We start from the raw sequence: 16,545 nt of genomic DNA, 5'->3' as shown, positions 1-16,545 counted from the left end.
CCCCATGCCTGCATACGAGACGATGCCGTTCCACCTTGAGACGGAGCGGCTGATACTGCGGCCGTGGGCCGAGTCGGACGCCGCGGAGTTCTGCGCCCTCCTGTCCGAACGCGGCGACGGGACGCCCACGGTCGAGCACATCCGGACGGCCATCGCGAAGCTGCTCACCGAGACGACGGCGACGGGCATCGCGCTGCTCCCCATCCAGCGCCGCGACGAGGGCGACTTCATCGGCTACTGCGGGCTGATCACCGGCCGCTCCACCCTGGAGGAGCCCGAGATCGCCTACGAGTTGTTCCAGCGCGTGCACGGGCGGGGCTACGCCACCGAGGCGGCCCGCGCGGTGCTCGACGCCGCTGCCGCGACCGGGCGGAAACGGCTCTGGTCGACCGTCGGCACGTGGAACACCCCCTCGCTCCACGTCCTGGAGAAGCTCGGGTTCGAGCGGGACCACGTTTCCACGGAAGACAACGGTGAAGTGGTATGGCTCACCCGCTCGTTGCCGTGACACGGGCCGCGCCCCCGTGGCTTCGCGCTCGCATGGTCCCGTGTGCCGGCGCGGTGTTGAGGGATGTGGGCAGCTGGACGGCAGTGGTGGCCGGCTCGGTCGGTAGTCCCCCGGCCTGCCTTCGTGACACCGGCCGACGCCATCGGCGGCGTCCGACCAGCGCACGTGGAGGGCTTGCCCGTACCGGCGGTTACGGGGGGGGCCGCCGGCCCCGGCGCCCGGGGCGGTGCGGAAAGCACCGAATCCGGCATGCCTATACCGGGTGAACGGGGGCACCCGCTCAGCAGGGTGAGGTGCCCGGTCCGGCGCCGCTGGGGGCGACGGGCCGGGCGAACCCGTGATTCGGCACCCTCTTCCGCCGGCTCCCCCCGTCTCGGGCTCCGCTTTCCCGGATCCTTCATCGATCCCGCACTGTGCGCTGCCGCGCGCGGGCGGTCGCGCCGCGTGCTTGCCCTCGTCCTCCGCCTGAGGTCCGCGGCTTTCCCGCCGGGGCCGGTGCTCTCGGCCTCACGGCTCCCCGGCGGCTGTCCGCCACGTCCGCCGGCCCTGCCGCCCGCTCCTTCCGCCCGTCCGGCCGAGACCCGGAGGGCCACCGGCGAGGAGGCGGCCGGTACGGGCTACGGGGTGCCGTCCGACGGGCCGGTGCCGGGTGTCAGTTGGCGGGCCAGGGCGCGTTCGGTGGCCGTCAGCGGGAGGTCCGGGCGCAGGCGTTCCGGGTGGGCGGCCGGTGGTCCTGCCCGCAGCGGTCCCGCCACCGGCTGCCTCGCCGCCGTTGCCGGATGGCGCCGCTCCGCCTCCGCCGGCGGCAGCGGCGGCATCCACAGGCAGCCGGCCCCGATCACCGCGTCGGTCACCGCGGCCGCCGCCCGGCGCAGAGCGCGGCCGATCCCCCGCACGGCCCTCCCCCGCCCGGTTCTCATGTTCCGGGTGCGGAAACGGTGGGCGCGGAGACGCCCGCCGCCGGGGCGGCCTGCGGCCGGGTCCCGGCCGGGGCGTCCAGGGCGTGCGCGATGTCCGAGGCGTCCGGCCTGTCCAGGGAGTCCAGAGCGTCCGAGGTGTCCGGGGCCGCCTGCCAGGTCCACAGCCGGGACAGGGCTTCCGGGTCGAGGGCGTGTCCCTCCTGCCAGATCCGTGCGGCGGCGGCCAGGACGGAGGAGCGGTCGGCCCCGGGCGGCCCCGGCCGGGCCGGGAGCAGCGGCAGGGCCGCCGAGGCCCCGAGCCGTACGGCCCGGTGCCGGCGGGCGAACGCGGTCAGCGTCTGCCGGGGCCCGGCCTCGACGAGCAGCATGTCGTCCACGGCGAGCAACTGGTCCAGGGCGGGCCGGAACCAGACGGTGTCGGTGAGCTGCCGGGCCCAGAAGCGCGGGCTGCGGGCCTCCTCCGGGGTCATCAGCTCGCCCGTGTAGCCGGAGTACAGGGGAAGTCGGGGCTCGTTGAGACGGATCTCGCGGTACGCCTCCTCGACGGCGTCGGAGGCGGGGGCCATCGCCGGGCAGTGGAAGGGGCTGGTGGCGGGGACGGCCACGACGGTGTGGCCGTCGGCGCGCAGGGCGGCGGCGACCGCGGCCAGCGGCTCGTCCGGGCCCGCGAGCATCGTCTGCGCCCGGGCGTTGACGGCGGCGACGGCCACGTCCCCGCGCAGATACGGGCGGAGGGTGTCCTCGGAGGCCGCGACCGCGAGCATGCCGCCCGGGGGGATGCGCACGGCGTGCCGCACCCGCTCGCGCATCATGGTGACCGCGTCGGGCAGCGAGACGACTCCGGCGAGGACGGCGGCCACCAGTTCGCCCGCGCTGTGGCCCAGCAGAGCGGCGGGGCGCACGCCCCAGCCGATGACCATGCGGCCGAGGGCGTAGTCGACGGCGAAGAGCAGCGGCTGCGCGCGGCGCACATCGTCGATGTCCACGGCAGGTGCCCCTCCGGCGGCACCGGCCAGCCAGTCGGCGCGGACCGCCGGGCCGTCCTCGCCGAAGAGGGCGAGCACCGCGTCGACGGCGGCGGTGAACACCGGTTCGCGCCCGTAGAGCCCGGCCGCCATCCCGAGGTGCTGGGAGCCCTGGCCGGGGAAGAGGAGGGCGACCGGGCGGGGATGGTGCGCGGTGACGGCCTTCGCCCCGTCGACGGCGGCGGGTGCTCCCCCGGCGGTGGTGACGGCCGAGGCGCGCACCGGGCCGGGGGCCCGTTCGCAGGGCACGGTGGCCGGCAGGGCGGGGAACGCCTCGGGCGGGAGTCCGTCGAGCAGCGGGCGCAGCACGGCGCGTACGGCGGCCTCGTCGGCCTCGTCGCGGCCCGACCAGAGCAGCAGCCGGGGCGCGTCCGGGTCGGCGAGCGGGCCGCCGTGTTTGAGGGGCCGCAGCACGGGCGGCTCGTCGGGGTCGTCGCCGGGGCGGCGGGGTCGAGGACGCCGAGGACGGGGTCGCCTTCGGCCACGGCCTCGGCGGCGCGCCGCAGCGCGTACACGGTGATGGCGCCGGGCCCTGGCTCGCCGAAGCCCGCGACGAGCGCGAAGTCGGTTGCCCCGGAGCGGAGTTCGTCCCGGGCACGGCGCAGGGCGCGGCCCGGGGAAGCCGAGGCGCGCACCGGGAAACCCTCGTGCTCGGGCCCCGGGCGGTCGGCGGCGGACGCGGGGACGGCGGCGGTGTCGGCGCCGATGTGGACGACGGTGCGGGCCGGAAGGGACTCCGGCGGCCGGCCGAAGGCGCGCAGCACCGCGGAGACGGCGGCGGTCGTCGCCGCGAGGGGCGGGCCGGGGCGGAGTCTTCGGCGGGCGCGGCTCCGGGACTGACCACGAGCCTGCGGACCACGGCGGTGTGGGTGGTGAGCGACGGCATCGGATGCCCTCCTTCTCGGCGCGCTGTCCGGCGGGTGCCGGTGGCCGCCCCGCCGGGTGACGGCGGGCGGCCGGGGCCGGCGCGGGCGGGGGTTCCCGCGCCGGCGCTGGGGATACGCGGTCAGGAAGCTTGGTCCCGGCCCGCGTTGACCAGTTCGAGCAGTGCGCGCGGGGTCTCCGCGTCGACGACCGCGTCGTCCGGTATCTCCCGTCCGTACTCGCGCTGAATCTGGCCGATGACCTGGAGCAGCGCGAGCGAGTCGTAGCCGAGGTCGATGAAGGTGGTGTCCAGGACGTCGCCGTCGAGGTCGACGCCCTCCTCCTCACCGGCGCTCTCGCGGAGCATCCGGGTGAGGTCGGCGAGGGTCACCTCGGTCGTGGTGGTGGTCGTGGCCGTGGTCGGCGCCATGGTGGGTCCTCTCTGTGATCGATGAGCCAACGCGCGTCGGTCCGCGCGGATCGGCGGGTCGGTGCGGTGGCCGCCGGGCCCGGGTGGCCCGGCGGGCGGTGACGGGCCTGCCCTGGCGACCGGGCGGGCAGGTGGCCGGGGAGTCCGGGTGGACTGTGGCCGGGTGGACCGGTGGTTCGGGTGGGTCCGGGTGGACCGGTGACCGGATGGACGGGTTGTTCGGTTGACGCGGTGGCCAGGTGCCGGCGGCGTCACCCGGCCGGCGGGCCGGTTGACGGTCGCCGGGGTGTTCCGCCGGTCGCCGCCGGCCCCGGGGCAGGCCGCCCGGTGGCCGGACGGGCGGGTCCGGACGAGCCCGTGGCGGATCCCGCCGGGCCCGGCCGGCGATCCCGGCCCGGCGGCCGCCGTCAGGCGGGCCGGCGCAGGACGAGGGCCGCGTTGAAGCCGCCGTGGCCGCGGGCGAGGACCAGCACCGTGCGCAGGTCCGCCTCCCTCGGGTCCCCGGTGACGAGGTCGAGGCGGTGCTCCGGGTCCGCCTCGGTGACGTTGGCGGTGGGCGGGATGACGCCGTCGCGCAGGGACAGCAGCGCGGTGGCGGCGTCGAGGGCCGCGCCGCCGGCGAGCAGCCGCCCGGTCATGCTCTTGGGCGCGGTGACGGGCACGCCGTGCGGACCGAAGACGTCCTCCAGGGCCCGCGCCTCGGCCCGGTCGAGGGCCGGGACCCCGGAGGCGTCGGCGAAGACCGCGTCCACCTCGCCGGGCGCGACGCGGGCGTCGGCGAGGGCGTTGCGCGCCGCGCGGGCCAGCCGGCAGGAGCCGGGGTCCTCGCCCGGGTCCAGGGTGGCCGCGTAGCCGGCGATCTCGCCGTAGATCCGCGGGGCGCCGCGTTCGCGGGCGGACTCCGCGTCCTCCGTGACGAGGATGGCGCCGCCCTCGCCGGGGACGTAGCCGCAGGCCGCGGCGGCGAAGGGCAGATAGGCGCGGGCGGGGTCGCGCTCGGTGCTCATCAGCCCGGAGGCGATCTGCGGGACCCAGCCCCAGGGGCACAGGGCCGCGTCGACACCGCCCGAGACGACGAGCGGTACGCCCTTGCGGATGTGACGGCGGGCCTGGCCGAGGGCGTCGATCCCGCCCGCCTGCTCGGTGAGGAGGACGCCGCTGGGGCCGCGCATCTTGTGCCGGATGGAGATCTGGCCGGTGTTGACGGCGTAGAACCAGGCGAAGGACTGGTACGCGCTGACGTATTCCTTGCCCTGGCTCCACAGGTTCTGCAGTTCGCGCTGGCCGAACTCGACGGCGCCGCCGGAGGCCGCGGTGACCACGCCCATGCCGTACTCCGGCAGTTCGTCCGGCCGGACGCCCGCGTCCTCGACGGCCCACTCGGCGGCGGTGAGCGCGAGCCGGGTCATGTGGTCGGTCTGCGGCAGCAGCCGGCTGGGGATGTGCTCCTCGGCCGTGTAGCCGGGGACCTCGCCCGCGACGCCCGACGGGTACTGCGAGGCGTCGAAGCGGGTGAGCTCCGCCAGGCCGCTCTCTCCGGCGAGTGCGGCCTTCCAGAAGTCGTCGGTGCCGAGCCCGTTGGGGGCGGCGATCCCGAGTCCGGTCACCACGGTGGTGGCTGTCATGCGGCGCTCCTCTCCGGGCGGGCGAGCACCATGGCGCTCTGGAAGCCGCCGAAGCCGCTGCCGACGCTGAGGACCACGTCGGCGCGCTGCTCGCGGGCGGTCAGCGGGATGTAGTCGAGGTCGAGTTCGGGGTCGGGGTCGCGGAGGTTGGCCGTGGGCGGCAGCACGCCGTGCTCCATGGCCAGGGCGCAGGCGGCGATCTCCAGGGAGCCGATGGCGCCGAGGGAGTGCCCGATCATGGACTTGATGGAGCTGATCGGGGTCTCGTAGGCGTGGTGGCCGAGGCTGCGCTTGAAGGCGCCGGTCTCGTGGCGGTCGTTCATCTTGGTGCCGGAGCCGTGGGCGTTGATGTAGCCGATGTCGCCGCCGTCGATCCGCGCCTCGGCCAGGGCGGCGTCGATGGCCTCGGACATCTCCCGGCCGTCGGGCTTGAGGCCGGTCATGTGGTACGCGTTGCAGCGGGCGGCGAAGCCGGCGATCTCCGCGTAGATGTGGGCGCCGCGCCGCCGGGCGCTCTCCAGTTCCTCCAGGACGAGCACGGCGGCGCCCTCGCCGAGGACGAGCCCGCTGCGGGTGCGGTCGAAGGGGCGGCAGGCGCTCTCGGGGGTGTCGTTGCGCGGGGTGGTGGCGTGGATGGCGTCGAAGCAGGCCGAGGTGATCGGCGAGATGGGGGCCTCCGTCGCGCCGGTGATCATGACGTCGGCGGTGCCCTCCCGGATCAGTTCGACGGCGTGGCCGATGGAGTCCAGGCCCGAGGTGCAGCCGGTGGAGACCACGGCGGCGGGGCCCTCGGCTCCGGCGGCGCGGCCCACCTCGGCGGCCATGGAGCTGGGCACGAAGTGCCGGTACAGCTCGGGTACCGCGTAGGTGTGGTCGACGTTCCAGTGGCGGCCGCCGTCGCTGACGACGACGTACTCCCGCTCCAGACTGGTGGTGCAGCCGACGGCGCTGCCGAGCGAGGTGCCGATCCGGCCCGGGTCCAGCGCGCCGGGGTCGAGGCCGCTGTCGGCGACCGCCTCGCGGGTGCTGACCACGGCGAACTGGGCGGCCCGGTCGAGGCGGCGGATCTCCTGCGGGGTGAGCCCGGCGGCGGCCGGGTCGAAGTCGCACTCGGCGGCGACCCGGGAGCGGAACGGGGAGGCGTCGTAGAAGGAGATGGTGCGGGTGGCGGAGCGGCCCGCGGTGAGCAGCTCCCAGTACTCCTTGACGCCCACCCCGCCGGGGGCCACGGCGCCCAGCCCGGTGATGACGACTCTGCGCATCGCCGTTACCTCGTCTCCGGCCGGGCCGGATGTCCCTGCGGACGTCCGGCGGACTGAACTGTGCGGGCCACTGTCGATCCCTTCGTCGGTGACGCATCGGCGCTCCCGGAGGCGGTCCGGGGCCCTTGGAAGCGGTGCGCCCCTGTGGAGGCGGCTTCGGCGGCCGGGGCGGTCCGGGGTCCTGCCGGTTCCGCCCCGGCGCCGGTCCGGGCGGCCGCCCGCTTGTGACGTGCCGCCGCTACCGGTGCCGTCATGGTTCGGGCGGGTCCTCGACAGCGGCTCGCGCCGGAATGGAACACCGGTGCGGGACCCCGTTCACAGCGGCACGTTCCCGTGCTTGCGGGCCGGGAGTTCGGCGTGCTTGCCGCGCAGCATCGCCAGCGAGCGGATCAGCACCCGCCGCGTCTCGCCGGGTTCGATGACGTCGTCGACGAGCCCCCGCTCGGCCGCGTAGTAGGGGTGCATCAGCTCGGCCCGGTACTCCTTCACCAGCCGGGCGCGGGTGGCCTCCGGGTCGTCGGAGGCGGCGATCTCGCGCCGGAAGACGACGCCCGCCGCGCCCTCCGCGCCCATCACGGCGATCTCGTTGACCGGCCAGGCGAAGGACAGATCGGCGCCGATGGAGCGGGAGTCCATGACGATGTACGCGCCGCCGTAGGCCTTCCGCAGCACCAGCGAGATGCGGGGCACGGTCGCGTTGCAGTAGGCGTACAGCAGTTTGGCGCCGTGCCGGATGACGCCGTCGTGCTCCTGGTCCACGCCGGGCAGGAAGCCGGGGACGTCGACGAGGGTGAGCAGCGGGATGTTGAAGGCGTCGCACACGGAAACGTGGCGGGCGGCCTTCTCGGAGGCGTGGATGTCCAGGACGCCGGCCAGCGCGGCGGGCTGGCTGGCGACGATGCCGACCACCTGCCCGTCCAGGCGGGCCAGCCCGCAGACCACGTTGGGCGCCCAGGCCTCGTGCACCTCCAGGAACTCGCCGTCGTCGACGATCTCCGCAACGACCTCGCGCACGTCGTACCCCCGCGCGGGGTCGGCGGGCACCAGCTCCGCGAGGGCGCCGGTGTGCCGGTCCGGGGTGTCGTCGCCGTGGGCGGCGGGCGGCAGTTCACGGTTGTTCGACGGCAGCATGGACAGCAGGAAGCGCACGTCCTCCAGGCACTCGGTCTCGTCGTCGTGGGCGAAGCCGGCGACGCCGGAGACGCGGGCGTGCACGTCCGCGCCGCCCAGCTCGTTGTGGGTGATGCGTTCGCCGGTCACCGCGTGGACCACGTCGGGTCCGGTGAGGAACATCTGGGCGGTCTCCCGCACCATGAACACGAAGTCGGTCAGCGCCGGCGAGTAGGCCGCGCCTCCCGCGCACGGCCCGAGGATCACGCTGATCTGCGGGATGACACCGGAGGCCGCGGCGTTGCGGCGGAAGATCCCGCCGTAACCCGCGAGGGCGGTGACGCCCTCCTGGATCCGGGCGCCCGCGCCGTCGTTGAGGCCGACCAGCGGGGCCCCGGCGGACAGCGCCAGGTCCATCACCTTGTGGACCTTCTCGGCGTGGGCCTCACCGAGCGCGCCGGCGAAGACCCGGAAGTCGTGGGCGTAGGCGAAGACGGTGCGCCCGTGCACCAGGCCCCAGCCGGCCACGACGCCGTCGCCGTGCGGTCTGCGGTCCTCCAGGCCGAAGCCGCTCGCACGGTGCCGGCGCAGGGGTTCGATCTCGGTGAAGGTGCCCTCGTCGAAGAGGACGTCCAGCCGCTCGTGGGCGGTCAGTTTGCCCCTGGCGTGCTGCCGCCGGGTGGCGGCGGGGTCTGGTCCGCGGCCCACTTCCTCCTTGAGGCGCCGCAGTTCGGCGGCGGCCCGGCGCAGGTCGGGCGCGGGAGGCGCGGTGCCGCGGGCGGCACGGGCGGCCGGGGGCGCGGGGTGCGGGCGGTGGCGGGGGTGGGGTGAGGTGGTCGTCAAGGGTCGTCATCGGCCGAACGTAGGAAGCACACCTGGAGTCCGGCTGGAGGAGGCGCGGCGGGCGGCGGGCGGGCGGCGGCGCGCTGCCCGTCGGTTCCGCGGGGGCGGGCGGCGCGGGCGGTTCAGCCCGCGGCGGGCACCGTCAGGTCGAGGCGCGGGTCCCCGGAGAGCACGGCGTGGTGGAGCTGCTGGAGCTTCGGCGAGGGTTCCATGCCGAGCTCGTCGACGAGGGTGCCGCGCAGCCGCTGGTAGGCCTCCAGGGCCCGCCAGGCGCCGCCGGCCCGGTGCATGGCCAGCATGAGCTGGGCGCAGAAGTTCTCGTGCATGGGGTGGCGGGCGGCCAGCACCCTTAATTCCGGAACGAGTTCGGTGTGCCGTCCCAGCCGCAGATCGGCGTCGATGCGGCGCTCCAGGGCGGCCATGCGGTCCTCGTCCATCCGCAGCACCTCCAGTTCGAGGACGCTGCCGACGCGCACGTCCACCAGGGCCGGGCCCTGCCAGAGGTCGAGCGCGGCGCGCAGCAGCCGGGAGGCCGCGCGGTGGTCGCCGGCCTCGTGGGCGGCGCGGCCGGAGGCGGCGAGCTGCTCGAACTCCTGGACATCGACCTGCCCCGGCTGCACCTGGAGCAGGTAGCCGCCGTGCTGGGTGACCAGGACGTCCTTGGCGTCCCGCGCCGGGTCGCCGCCGAGCGCGGTCGCGATCTTGCGGCGGAGCTGGAGGATGTACGTCTGCAGCGTGGTCGCGGCGCTGCGCGGGACGTCCTCTCCCCAGATCTCCTGCATCAGTGTGGGTACGGTGACGACGTGGTCGGCCTGGAGTGCCAGCAGTGCGAGGATCTGGCGGGGCTTGGCGGCGGTCGGCACCACCGAGATTCCGCGCTCCTGCGCCGTCAGCGGGCCCAATACCTTGATGTCCACAGTGCTCCTCCCCTTTCGAGCCGTCCGCACCGGCCGTCCGCCGGCGGGTCTTCTCGGAGCATGCGGTCGAGACTCGCACTCCGCCCCTTGAGCCGACAGTGAGCGGCTCATGAGCGCAATCATGAAAATCTCATGGCGAGGGGATGAGTTCGGCACTGCCGGTGAAAGGGCTTGCCACCACACAATTTCTCCACGATCCGTCGAACGCAGGCTCGTCGATCCAACGGAGGAATTGTCATGGCCACCATCGCACCCCAGACCGCGGCCGACGCCGTCTACACCCTGCAGGACGATCTCCGCTTCGCCGAACTGGCCGCCCGCACCGGGCTGGAGCCGGAGCTGGCCCGGCGCTGCGCCGACGACCCCGCGGCCCTGCTGGAGGAGTTCGGCCTGTCGGCCGCCGAGCCGCTCTACACCGGGCAGTCGGTCGTCGTCGAGGAACTCGACCGGGCGGACGGACTCGCCCTGGTCGCACCCACGCTCGGCTGCACCGTGGTGCCCGGGCCCGAGCCCACCCCGCTGCCGGCCGCCGGCCCGGGGGCGGTGGGCGTGTGAGGACTTCCGAAGAGGCCGCCGGGGGACGACCCTTCGTTGGTTTCAAGCGCCACTTCCGGGTCGAGGTGGTGCCGGGCGAGGCGGTGTACCTGCTGTCCGTCCGCGGTGTCTCGGCCCTGCACGGGGCGCATGTGGAGGCGCTGGCACCGCTGCTGGACGGCACCCGCACCCTCGCCGGGCTGCTGCGGGACGCCGGTTCCGCGGTCCCGGTCGCGGAGGCGGGGCGGGTGGTGGGTGAGCTGGCCCGGGCCGGTGTCGTCGGCTACCACCCCGCGGAGCCGGCCTCCGGGGCGCCGGACTCCGCCGCCGCCTACTGGGATCTGGCCGGTCTCGACGCCGGCCGGGCCGCCGAGACCCTGGCCCGGGCCACCGTACGGCTGGTCACGGTGGGCCGCGTGGACGCCGGGGAGGCCCTCGCGGCCTGCCGGGCGTCCGGGCTGGCCGTGGCGGGTCCGCCCACCGGGCCGGAACCGGACGGTACGGGTGCGGGGGAGGCCGTGTTCTCCCTGGTGCTCTGTGACGACTACCTGGCGCCGGGGCTGGCGGCGGTCGACGCCCGGCACCGGGCCGCGGGCCGGCCCTGGCTGCTGGCCAAGCCGTGCGGCGCGGAGCCGTGGGTGGGGCCGGTCTTCCGGCCGGGAGACGGGCCCTGCTGGTCCTGTCTCGCCCACCGGCTGCGCGCCCACCGGCAGTCGGAGATCCCGGTGCAGCGGGCCCTGGGGACGGAGGGGCCGGTGCGGCGCCCGGCGGCCTCGCTCGCCGCCGGGCGGTCGCTGGGCCTGCACACGGCCGTGCTGGAGGCGGCGAAGTGGCTGGCCGGGGCCCGGCACGAGGCGCAGCGGGCGGTGTGCACGCTGGACACGCTGAGCCTGCGCACCACTCACCACGGGGTGCGGCGCCGGCCGCAGTGCCCCGCGTGCGGGGACGCCGGGCTGGTCACGGCGCTGGGGAACCGGCCGGTCACCGTCGCGTCGCGGCCGAAGGCGGCGTACGGCGGCGCCAACGACCGTGCCCTCGCCCCGGAGCAGGTGCGCGAGCGGTACGGGCATCTGGTGAGCCCGGTCACCGGGATCGTCACCGAGCTCCGCCACGACCCCCGGCTGCCCGACGGCCTCAACTGCTGTACGTCCGGCCGCAATCTGGCCCTGGGGCCGCGGTCGCTGGCCGAGGTCCGGGGCGGGCTGCGCAGCCTGAGCGGCGGCAAGGGGGTGACGGCGGCGGAGGCCGAACTCGGCGCGCTCTGCGAGGCGGTGGAACGTTTCTCCGCGACCCGGCAGGGCGACGAGGCCACCGTGCGGGACACCCTGCGCGGCCTCGGGGAGGAGGCCGTGCACCCCAACGCCTGCCAGCTCTTCGCCGAGGAGCAGTTCCGCGACCGCGAGCGCTGGAACGCCACGCACCCGCTGTTCCAGCAGGTGTGCGCGCCGTTCGACGCGGACCGCCCGGTGGACTGGACGCCCGTCTGGTCGCTCTCCTCGGGGACCCGCCGGATGCTGCCGACGTCGATGCTGTATTTCGGCCACGGGGCGGACCAGGAGGGCGTACCCCGCGCGGACTCCAACGGCAACGCGGCCGGCAGCAGCCTGGAGGACGCCATCGTCCAGGGTTTCCTGGAACTGGTGGAGCGGGACGCGGTGGCCCTGTGGTGGTACAACCGCACCCGGCACGCCGCGGTGGACCTCGACGCCTTCGACGAGCCCTGGCTGGCGGCCGCCCGGACGGCTCACGCCCGGATGAACCGCGCACTGTGGGTGCTGGACCTGACCGCGGACTTCGGCATTCCCGTCATGGCGGCGGTCTCCCGGCGGACCGACAAGGCGGCCGAGGACATCAGCTTCGGCTTCGGGGCGCACTTCGACCCCCGGCTCGCGCTGCGCCGGGCGGTCACCGAGATGAGCCAGTTGCTGGTCCCGGTCGCCGGTGCCGGGGACGGCGGGGAGTATCCGGCGGCCGGCCGGGAACTGGTCTCCTGGTGGTCCTCGGCCACCATACGGAATCAGCCATATCTCGTCCCGGATCCAGCCGAGTCCCCCCGGGTTCCCGGCAGTTGGGACCACACGCCGCGCCCGGACCTGCGGCAGGACATCGAGGCGGCCGACGCCCTGGTGCGTGCCCACGGCATGGAATTGCTGGTCCTCGACCAGACCCGGCCTGACGTGGGATTACCGGTCGTCAAAGTACTGGCGCCGGGGATGCGGCACTTCTGGGCCCGGCTGGCTCCCGGACGTCTCTTCGACGTACCGGTGGCCCTCGGCCGTCTCGACCGGCGCACGCCCTACGGTGCCGTGAATCCCATTCCGCTCTTCGTCTGAACCCGGATGACCATTCCTCAACCATGGGCCCGGGAAAACCGTTGGCCATAATATGCGGTCCATACCCGAGGTTTCCGGCGAGGAGAAATCTGGTGATCGACCGCATGGTTGGTGCCGAGAACGGCGTGCCCTCCGGCCGGCCCCCCGATTCACCCGGGGACCGGCCGGTCCCGGACCCGGCTCTTCCGGCGCCGAGGCTGGCCAGGACGATCACGGTCGGCGTGCTGGTGTACTACTGCGGAATCGCCGTACTGAACGTCCTGTGGAGCGGGGCCACCGCAGGCCGGCTCGCCGTCTGCCTGGTCTGCGTGGCCGTGGTCTTCGCCCTGCAATTGTTCCACGTCTCGCCCCGCGCCCGGCGGTGGCCCCTGCGTCGCCGGTGTCTCACCCTCGGCGCGCAGGCGGCCCTGACCTATCTGCCCCTCGCCGTGTTCGGGCTCGAATGGGGCAGCATGGCCGGTCCCCTGGCCGGCTCCCTGTTGCTGCTGCTGCCCCCGCGGGCGGCCTGGCCGCTCTTCGCCCTGATCGCCGCCGGGATGCTGGCGCTGTCGCTGCTGGAGGGCTCCGGCATCGTCATGGTCGTGTATCTGACCACCTCGACGATGATGGCCGGAGTCATCCTCTACGGCACCGCCCGGCTCTCCGACCTGGTGACCGAGGTCCACGCCTCACGCGGCGAACTGGCCAGGATGGCGGTGAGCCAGGAACGGCTGCGCTTCGCGCGCGACCTGCACGACCTGCTCGGCTACAGCCTCTCCGCGATCACCCTCAAGAGCGAGCTGATACACCGGCTGATCACCAGCCGCCCGGACCGGGCGCGGGAGGAGATCGCCTCGGTGCTGGAGGTGTCCCGGCAGGCCCTGGCCGACGTACGGCTGGTGGCCAGCGGCTACCGGGACATGTCCCTGGCCGACGAGGCCGACTCGGCCGCCAGGATCCTGGCCACGGCGGACGTCGCCGCGGAGGTGTCCATCTCCACCGGCCGGCTGCACCCGGTGGTCGAGACCGTGCTCGCCACCACCCTGCGGGAGGGAATGACCAACGTGCTCCGGCACAGCAAGGTGGAGAACTGCACCATCACCGCCGAGGCGGACGGCGATCTCGTGCGGCTCACCCTGCTCAACGACGGAGTGACCGGAACACGGCGCCGTTCCCCCCACAGCGGCAGCGGTCTCGGCAATCTGCAGACCCGGCTCTCCGCGATCGGCGGCCGGGTGGAGGCCGGCGTCCAGGAGGACGGCCGTTTCCGGTTACTGGCCGAGGCTCCCGCCCGGCCGCTCGGCACCGGTATCCCCGGGGACGGCGCCGCCGGCTCCCCGGCCGCGGCGGTCACCGCGGCATGACGCGCACCCGCTCCGTGCAGCGGCACAGGGCGACACCTTGGTTTGGGGGAACCAATGCTGTCCGTGAGGATCCTGCTGGCCGAAGACGTGCACATGATCAGGGGAGCCCTGATCGCCCTGCTGGAACTGGAGCCGGACTTCGAGGTGGTCGCCTCCGTCGACCGCGGTGACCTCATCGTGGCGGCCGCCCTTACGGCACGGCCCGACGTCGCCGTCATCGATGTCGACCTACCCGGGACCGACGGCCTCACGGCCGCCGCCGAACTGCAGACGCGGCTCCCGGACTGCCGCACCCTGATCCTCACCAGCCTCGGCCGTCCCGGCGTCCTCCGCCGGGCGATGACCGCCCAGGTCTCCGGCTTCCTCCTCAAGGAGGCGCCGCCGGACCGGCTCGCCCAGGCGGTACGGACCGTCGCCGCCGGACAGCGGGTCATCGACCCCCAACTCGCCCTCTCCGCCTGGGACTCCCCGGAGAACCCGCTCTCCCCGCGGGAGACCGAGGTGCTCCGCCTCGCCGCGCGGGGCGCCGACGCCGCGGAGATCGCCGGCTGCCTGTACCTGACCACGGGAACGGTCCGCAACTACCTCACGGCGATCGTCACCAAGCTGAACGCCCGCAACCGGGTGCACGCCATCCGGATCGCCGAGGAGGCGGGCTGGATCCCCTGACCGTCCGCCCGGAGCGCCTTGGCCGCCCGGGCCGCCCAGCAGCAGGGTGTCCAGCAGCCCCTCGTCGAGCGCGGTCCGCACGGACAGGTCCGTGCCCCCGCCGAACCCGGCGTCGCAGACCGCGGCGCTCAGCACGTAGTGGCCCACCCGGAAGGTGGCGAAGGCCCACTCGTCGCCCTCCACGGGCGTCCCGTCCGGCCGTACGAGGCGGGCGCCCCGCTCCTCCCCCGGCGCGGCCGGGTCGAAGCCGAACTCCGTGAACCGGAACCGCAGTCCCTGGCCGACCGCCTTGCTGTACGCCTCCTTGAGCGTCCACAGCCGGACCAGGGCGTCGTTGCGCTCCCGGCCCGCCGTGGTGCGCAGCGCCGCGTACTCGTGCGGGGTGCAGGTCCGCGGCTCGGAGCCCGTCCCGGCCAGCCGCCGGTCGGCGCGCTCCACGTCCACCCCGAGCCGGCCGCGGCGGGTGATGCCCACCACGATCACCTCCTCGGTGTGGCTGAGGCTGACGTCGATCTGGTCGCACCCGCGGACGAAGGGGCGCCCGCCCGGCTGGTAGGCCAGGTCCACCAGATCCGGCGCGGTGTCGATGACCGCCGCGACGGCGTGCCGCAGCACCAGCCGCGAGGCGGCGAACCGCCGCCGCGTCACCGGGTGGGTGAGGGAGGCGTAGCGGCTCCAGTCCCGGCCCAGCAGCGGGCGCAGCCGGCCGGGGTCCCCCGCGGAGCCCAGCCAGTCCGCCTGGTACCCGTACAGCAGGACGGTGCCGGCCGCGGCGAGCGCCCCGCGCACCCGGGGCCAGGGACCGTCCGGGCCGGGGACCGCCACCGGCGCGGGTATCCGTCCCGCGGATCCCGCCGCCACCTCAGACGCTCGCCGACGAGCCGGCGAGCGGCCAGGCGTCCAGGGCCGAGCAGACCCCGGCCAGGTCCACCGCGTCGCTCCGCGGGCCCGGGCAGGCGGCCAGGCACACCGGCCCGTCCGTCCCGCCCAGGCGCCGCAGGAACGGGGTGAGCACCACCCGCGGGCCGATCTCGACGATGTGCGTCGGCACCTGCTGCGCCAGCAGTTCCCGCGCCGCGTCGGCGAAGCGGACCGGCGCGGTGATCTGTTCCGTCCAGTACGGGGCGTAGAGCGGCTCGGCGGTGAACCGGCCGTGGACGGTGGAGTAGTACGGCAGCCGCGGCGGGCCGCCGGGCAGCCGCCGGGCGACCGCCTCGAACCGGGGCAGCACGGGATCCATCAGCGGGGAGTGGAAGGCGTGCGTCACCCGCAGCGGGCGGCAGGCGATGCCGTCCGCCTCCAGCCGGTCGCGGAGCCGCTCCAGCGCGCCGAGGTCGCCGGAGAGGACGGTGGCCCGGGCGGCGTTGACCGCGCCGATGCCCACATCCGGCTCGGCGGCGGTCAGTTCGGCCAGTTCGCCGGGGGTGGCGCAGGTGGCCAGCATGCCGCCGCCGGAGGGCAGGTACTGCATGAAGGCGCCCCGGACGGCGACGAGCTTCGCCGCGTCGGCCAGGGTGAGGGCCCCGGCGACGGCGGCCGCCGCGAACTCGCCGATGCCGTGGCCGAGGACGGCCACCGGCTCGACCCCCGCCTCCTGGAGCGTGCGGGCGAGCGCGTACCCGACGGCGAAAAGCGCCGGCTGCGCGAACGCCGTCTGGTGGACGCGTTCGTCGCCGCTGAGGATCAGGTCCACCATCGACCGGCCCGTGTACGGGAGCACCGCCTCGGCCGCCTCGTCCAGCCGGCCGCGGTAGCCGGCGGAGTCGAGGTAGAGCCCGGCGGTCATTCCGGGGTGCTGGGAGCCCTGGCCGGTGAAGACGAAGGCGGCGCGGATGGAGTCGCCGCCGCCCGGCCGCGGCAGGCGCAGCTCCAGCCGGCGGGCGAGCTGCCGGATCGTCGGGTACGCCCAGATGTCGGTGGGCTCGATCAGCGGACCGAACTCCTCCTCGATGTCGCCGTAGAGGCCGAGGGCGGCCACGGAGTCGAGGCCGTACTCGGCGAAGTCCGCGTCCTCGGGGATGTCGCGGCAGAGATAGCCGGCGAGACGCCCCGCCAGCCAGGCCGGGAAGTCCGGTTCGCGCGCGTCGCTGGAGGGCCGCAGGGACATGGCCTCCTCCTTCTCATCGGTTGCGGGTGTCCGCCGCCACCGGCCGGGGGCTCCG

13 protein-coding genes and 1 pseudogene are annotated in these 16,545 nt (G+C 75.0%); 5 read left to right on the top strand and 9 right to left on the bottom strand.

All coding sequences use genetic code 11. From position 1 onward, the window contains the following. Window positions 1-4: 4 nt before the first annotated feature. Window positions 5-508: a GNAT family N-acetyltransferase gene (locus tag E4N63_RS20950; protein ID WP_230241434.1), complete on the top strand. Its 504-nt coding sequence runs from the start codon at window positions 5-7 to the stop codon at window positions 506-508. A gap of 617 nt (window positions 509-1,125) precedes the next feature. Here E4N63_RS20950 and E4N63_RS20945 read toward each other — a convergent pair. The 7 genes from E4N63_RS20945 to E4N63_RS20915 all read right to left on the bottom strand — a co-directional run bounded on the left by E4N63_RS20945 (window position 1,126) and on the right by E4N63_RS20915 (window position 9,504). After that, window positions 1,126-1,404 carry a DUF6059 family protein gene (locus E4N63_RS20945; protein ID WP_230241433.1) on the bottom strand — a complete coding sequence of 93 codons (279 nt, stop codon included), beginning with the start codon at window positions 1,402-1,404 and terminating at the stop codon, window positions 1,126-1,128. Between the two features lie 20 nt (window positions 1,405-1,424). Then, a complete protein-coding gene (locus tag E4N63_RS20940) occupies window positions 1,425-2,867 on the bottom strand; it encodes an acyltransferase domain-containing protein (protein ID WP_230241432.1) in 1,443 nt (480 codons plus the stop codon). Between the two features lie 592 nt (window positions 2,868-3,459). Then, a complete protein-coding gene (locus E4N63_RS20935; RefSeq protein ID WP_043461716.1) occupies window positions 3,460-3,747 on the bottom strand; it encodes an acyl carrier protein in 288 nt (95 codons plus the stop codon). A 407-nt stretch (window positions 3,748-4,154) separates the two neighbouring features. Then, window positions 4,155-5,372 (bottom strand): ketosynthase chain-length factor, encoded by a 1,218-nt coding sequence (locus E4N63_RS20930; protein ID WP_230241431.1) that lies wholly within the window; start codon window positions 5,370-5,372, stop codon window positions 4,155-4,157. After that, window positions 5,369-6,634 carry a beta-ketoacyl synthase gene (locus E4N63_RS20925; protein WP_125626636.1) on the bottom strand — a complete coding sequence of 422 codons (1,266 nt, stop codon included), beginning with the start codon at window positions 6,632-6,634 and terminating at the stop codon, window positions 5,369-5,371. The genes E4N63_RS20930 and E4N63_RS20925 overlap by 4 nt, the downstream gene beginning before the upstream one ends. Window positions 6,635-6,949: 315 nt before the next feature. After that, a complete protein-coding gene (locus E4N63_RS20920) occupies window positions 6,950-8,494 on the bottom strand; it encodes an acyl-CoA carboxylase subunit beta (RefSeq protein WP_230242578.1) in 1,545 nt (514 codons plus the stop codon). Window positions 8,495-8,709: 215 nt separating this feature from the next. Then, window positions 8,710-9,504 (bottom strand): AfsR/SARP family transcriptional regulator, encoded by a 795-nt coding sequence (locus E4N63_RS20915; protein ID WP_125622818.1) that lies wholly within the window; start codon window positions 9,502-9,504, stop codon window positions 8,710-8,712. Between the two features lie 237 nt (window positions 9,505-9,741). Between E4N63_RS20915 and E4N63_RS20910 the strand changes: the two genes are divergently transcribed. The 4 genes from E4N63_RS20910 (at window position 9,742) to E4N63_RS20895 (ending at window position 14,383) form a co-directional block, all read left to right on the top strand. Next, window positions 9,742-10,059 carry a hypothetical protein gene (locus E4N63_RS20910; protein ID WP_039824057.1) on the top strand — a complete coding sequence of 106 codons (318 nt, stop codon included), beginning with the start codon at window positions 9,742-9,744 and terminating at the stop codon, window positions 10,057-10,059. Then, on the top strand, window positions 10,056-12,371 hold the full coding sequence (locus E4N63_RS20905; protein WP_228429538.1) for a TOMM precursor leader peptide-binding protein: 2,316 nt from the start codon (window positions 10,056-10,058) through the stop codon (window positions 12,369-12,371). Before E4N63_RS20910 ends, E4N63_RS20905 begins: the two co-directional genes overlap by 4 nt. A 92-nt stretch (window positions 12,372-12,463) precedes the next feature. Continuing rightward, window positions 12,464-13,714: a sensor histidine kinase gene (locus E4N63_RS20900; protein WP_230241430.1), complete on the top strand. Its 1,251-nt coding sequence runs from the start codon at window positions 12,464-12,466 to the stop codon at window positions 13,712-13,714. 54 nt (window positions 13,715-13,768) lie between these two features. Then, the gene (locus tag E4N63_RS20895) at window positions 13,769-14,383 is read left to right on the top strand and encodes a DNA-binding response regulator (RefSeq protein ID WP_125622816.1); all 615 of its coding nucleotides are present in this window, start codon (window positions 13,769-13,771) and stop codon (window positions 14,381-14,383) included. A gap of 213 nt (window positions 14,384-14,596) precedes the next feature. Here the strand turns inward: E4N63_RS20895 and E4N63_RS31220 are convergent. Next, a pseudogene (locus tag E4N63_RS31220) lies at window positions 14,597-14,821 on the bottom strand (4'-phosphopantetheinyl transferase superfamily protein); the annotation flags it as partial. 424 nt (window positions 14,822-15,245) lie between these two features. Next, window positions 15,246-16,490, bottom strand: coding sequence for an acyltransferase domain-containing protein (locus E4N63_RS20885; RefSeq protein ID WP_125622815.1), 1,245 nt, complete (start codon window positions 16,488-16,490; stop codon window positions 15,246-15,248). Window positions 16,491-16,545: the final 55 nt, after the last annotated feature.

The sequence above is a fragment of the Streptomyces sp. MNU89 genome, from assembly GCF_020982505.1.
In the GTDB taxonomy this organism is placed as follows: Bacteria; Actinomycetota; Actinomycetes; order Streptomycetales; family Streptomycetaceae; genus Streptomyces; species Streptomyces xinghaiensis.
The sequence above is the reverse complement of the archived record's forward strand: the minus strand, read 5'-3'. Positions and strand labels throughout refer to the sequence as shown.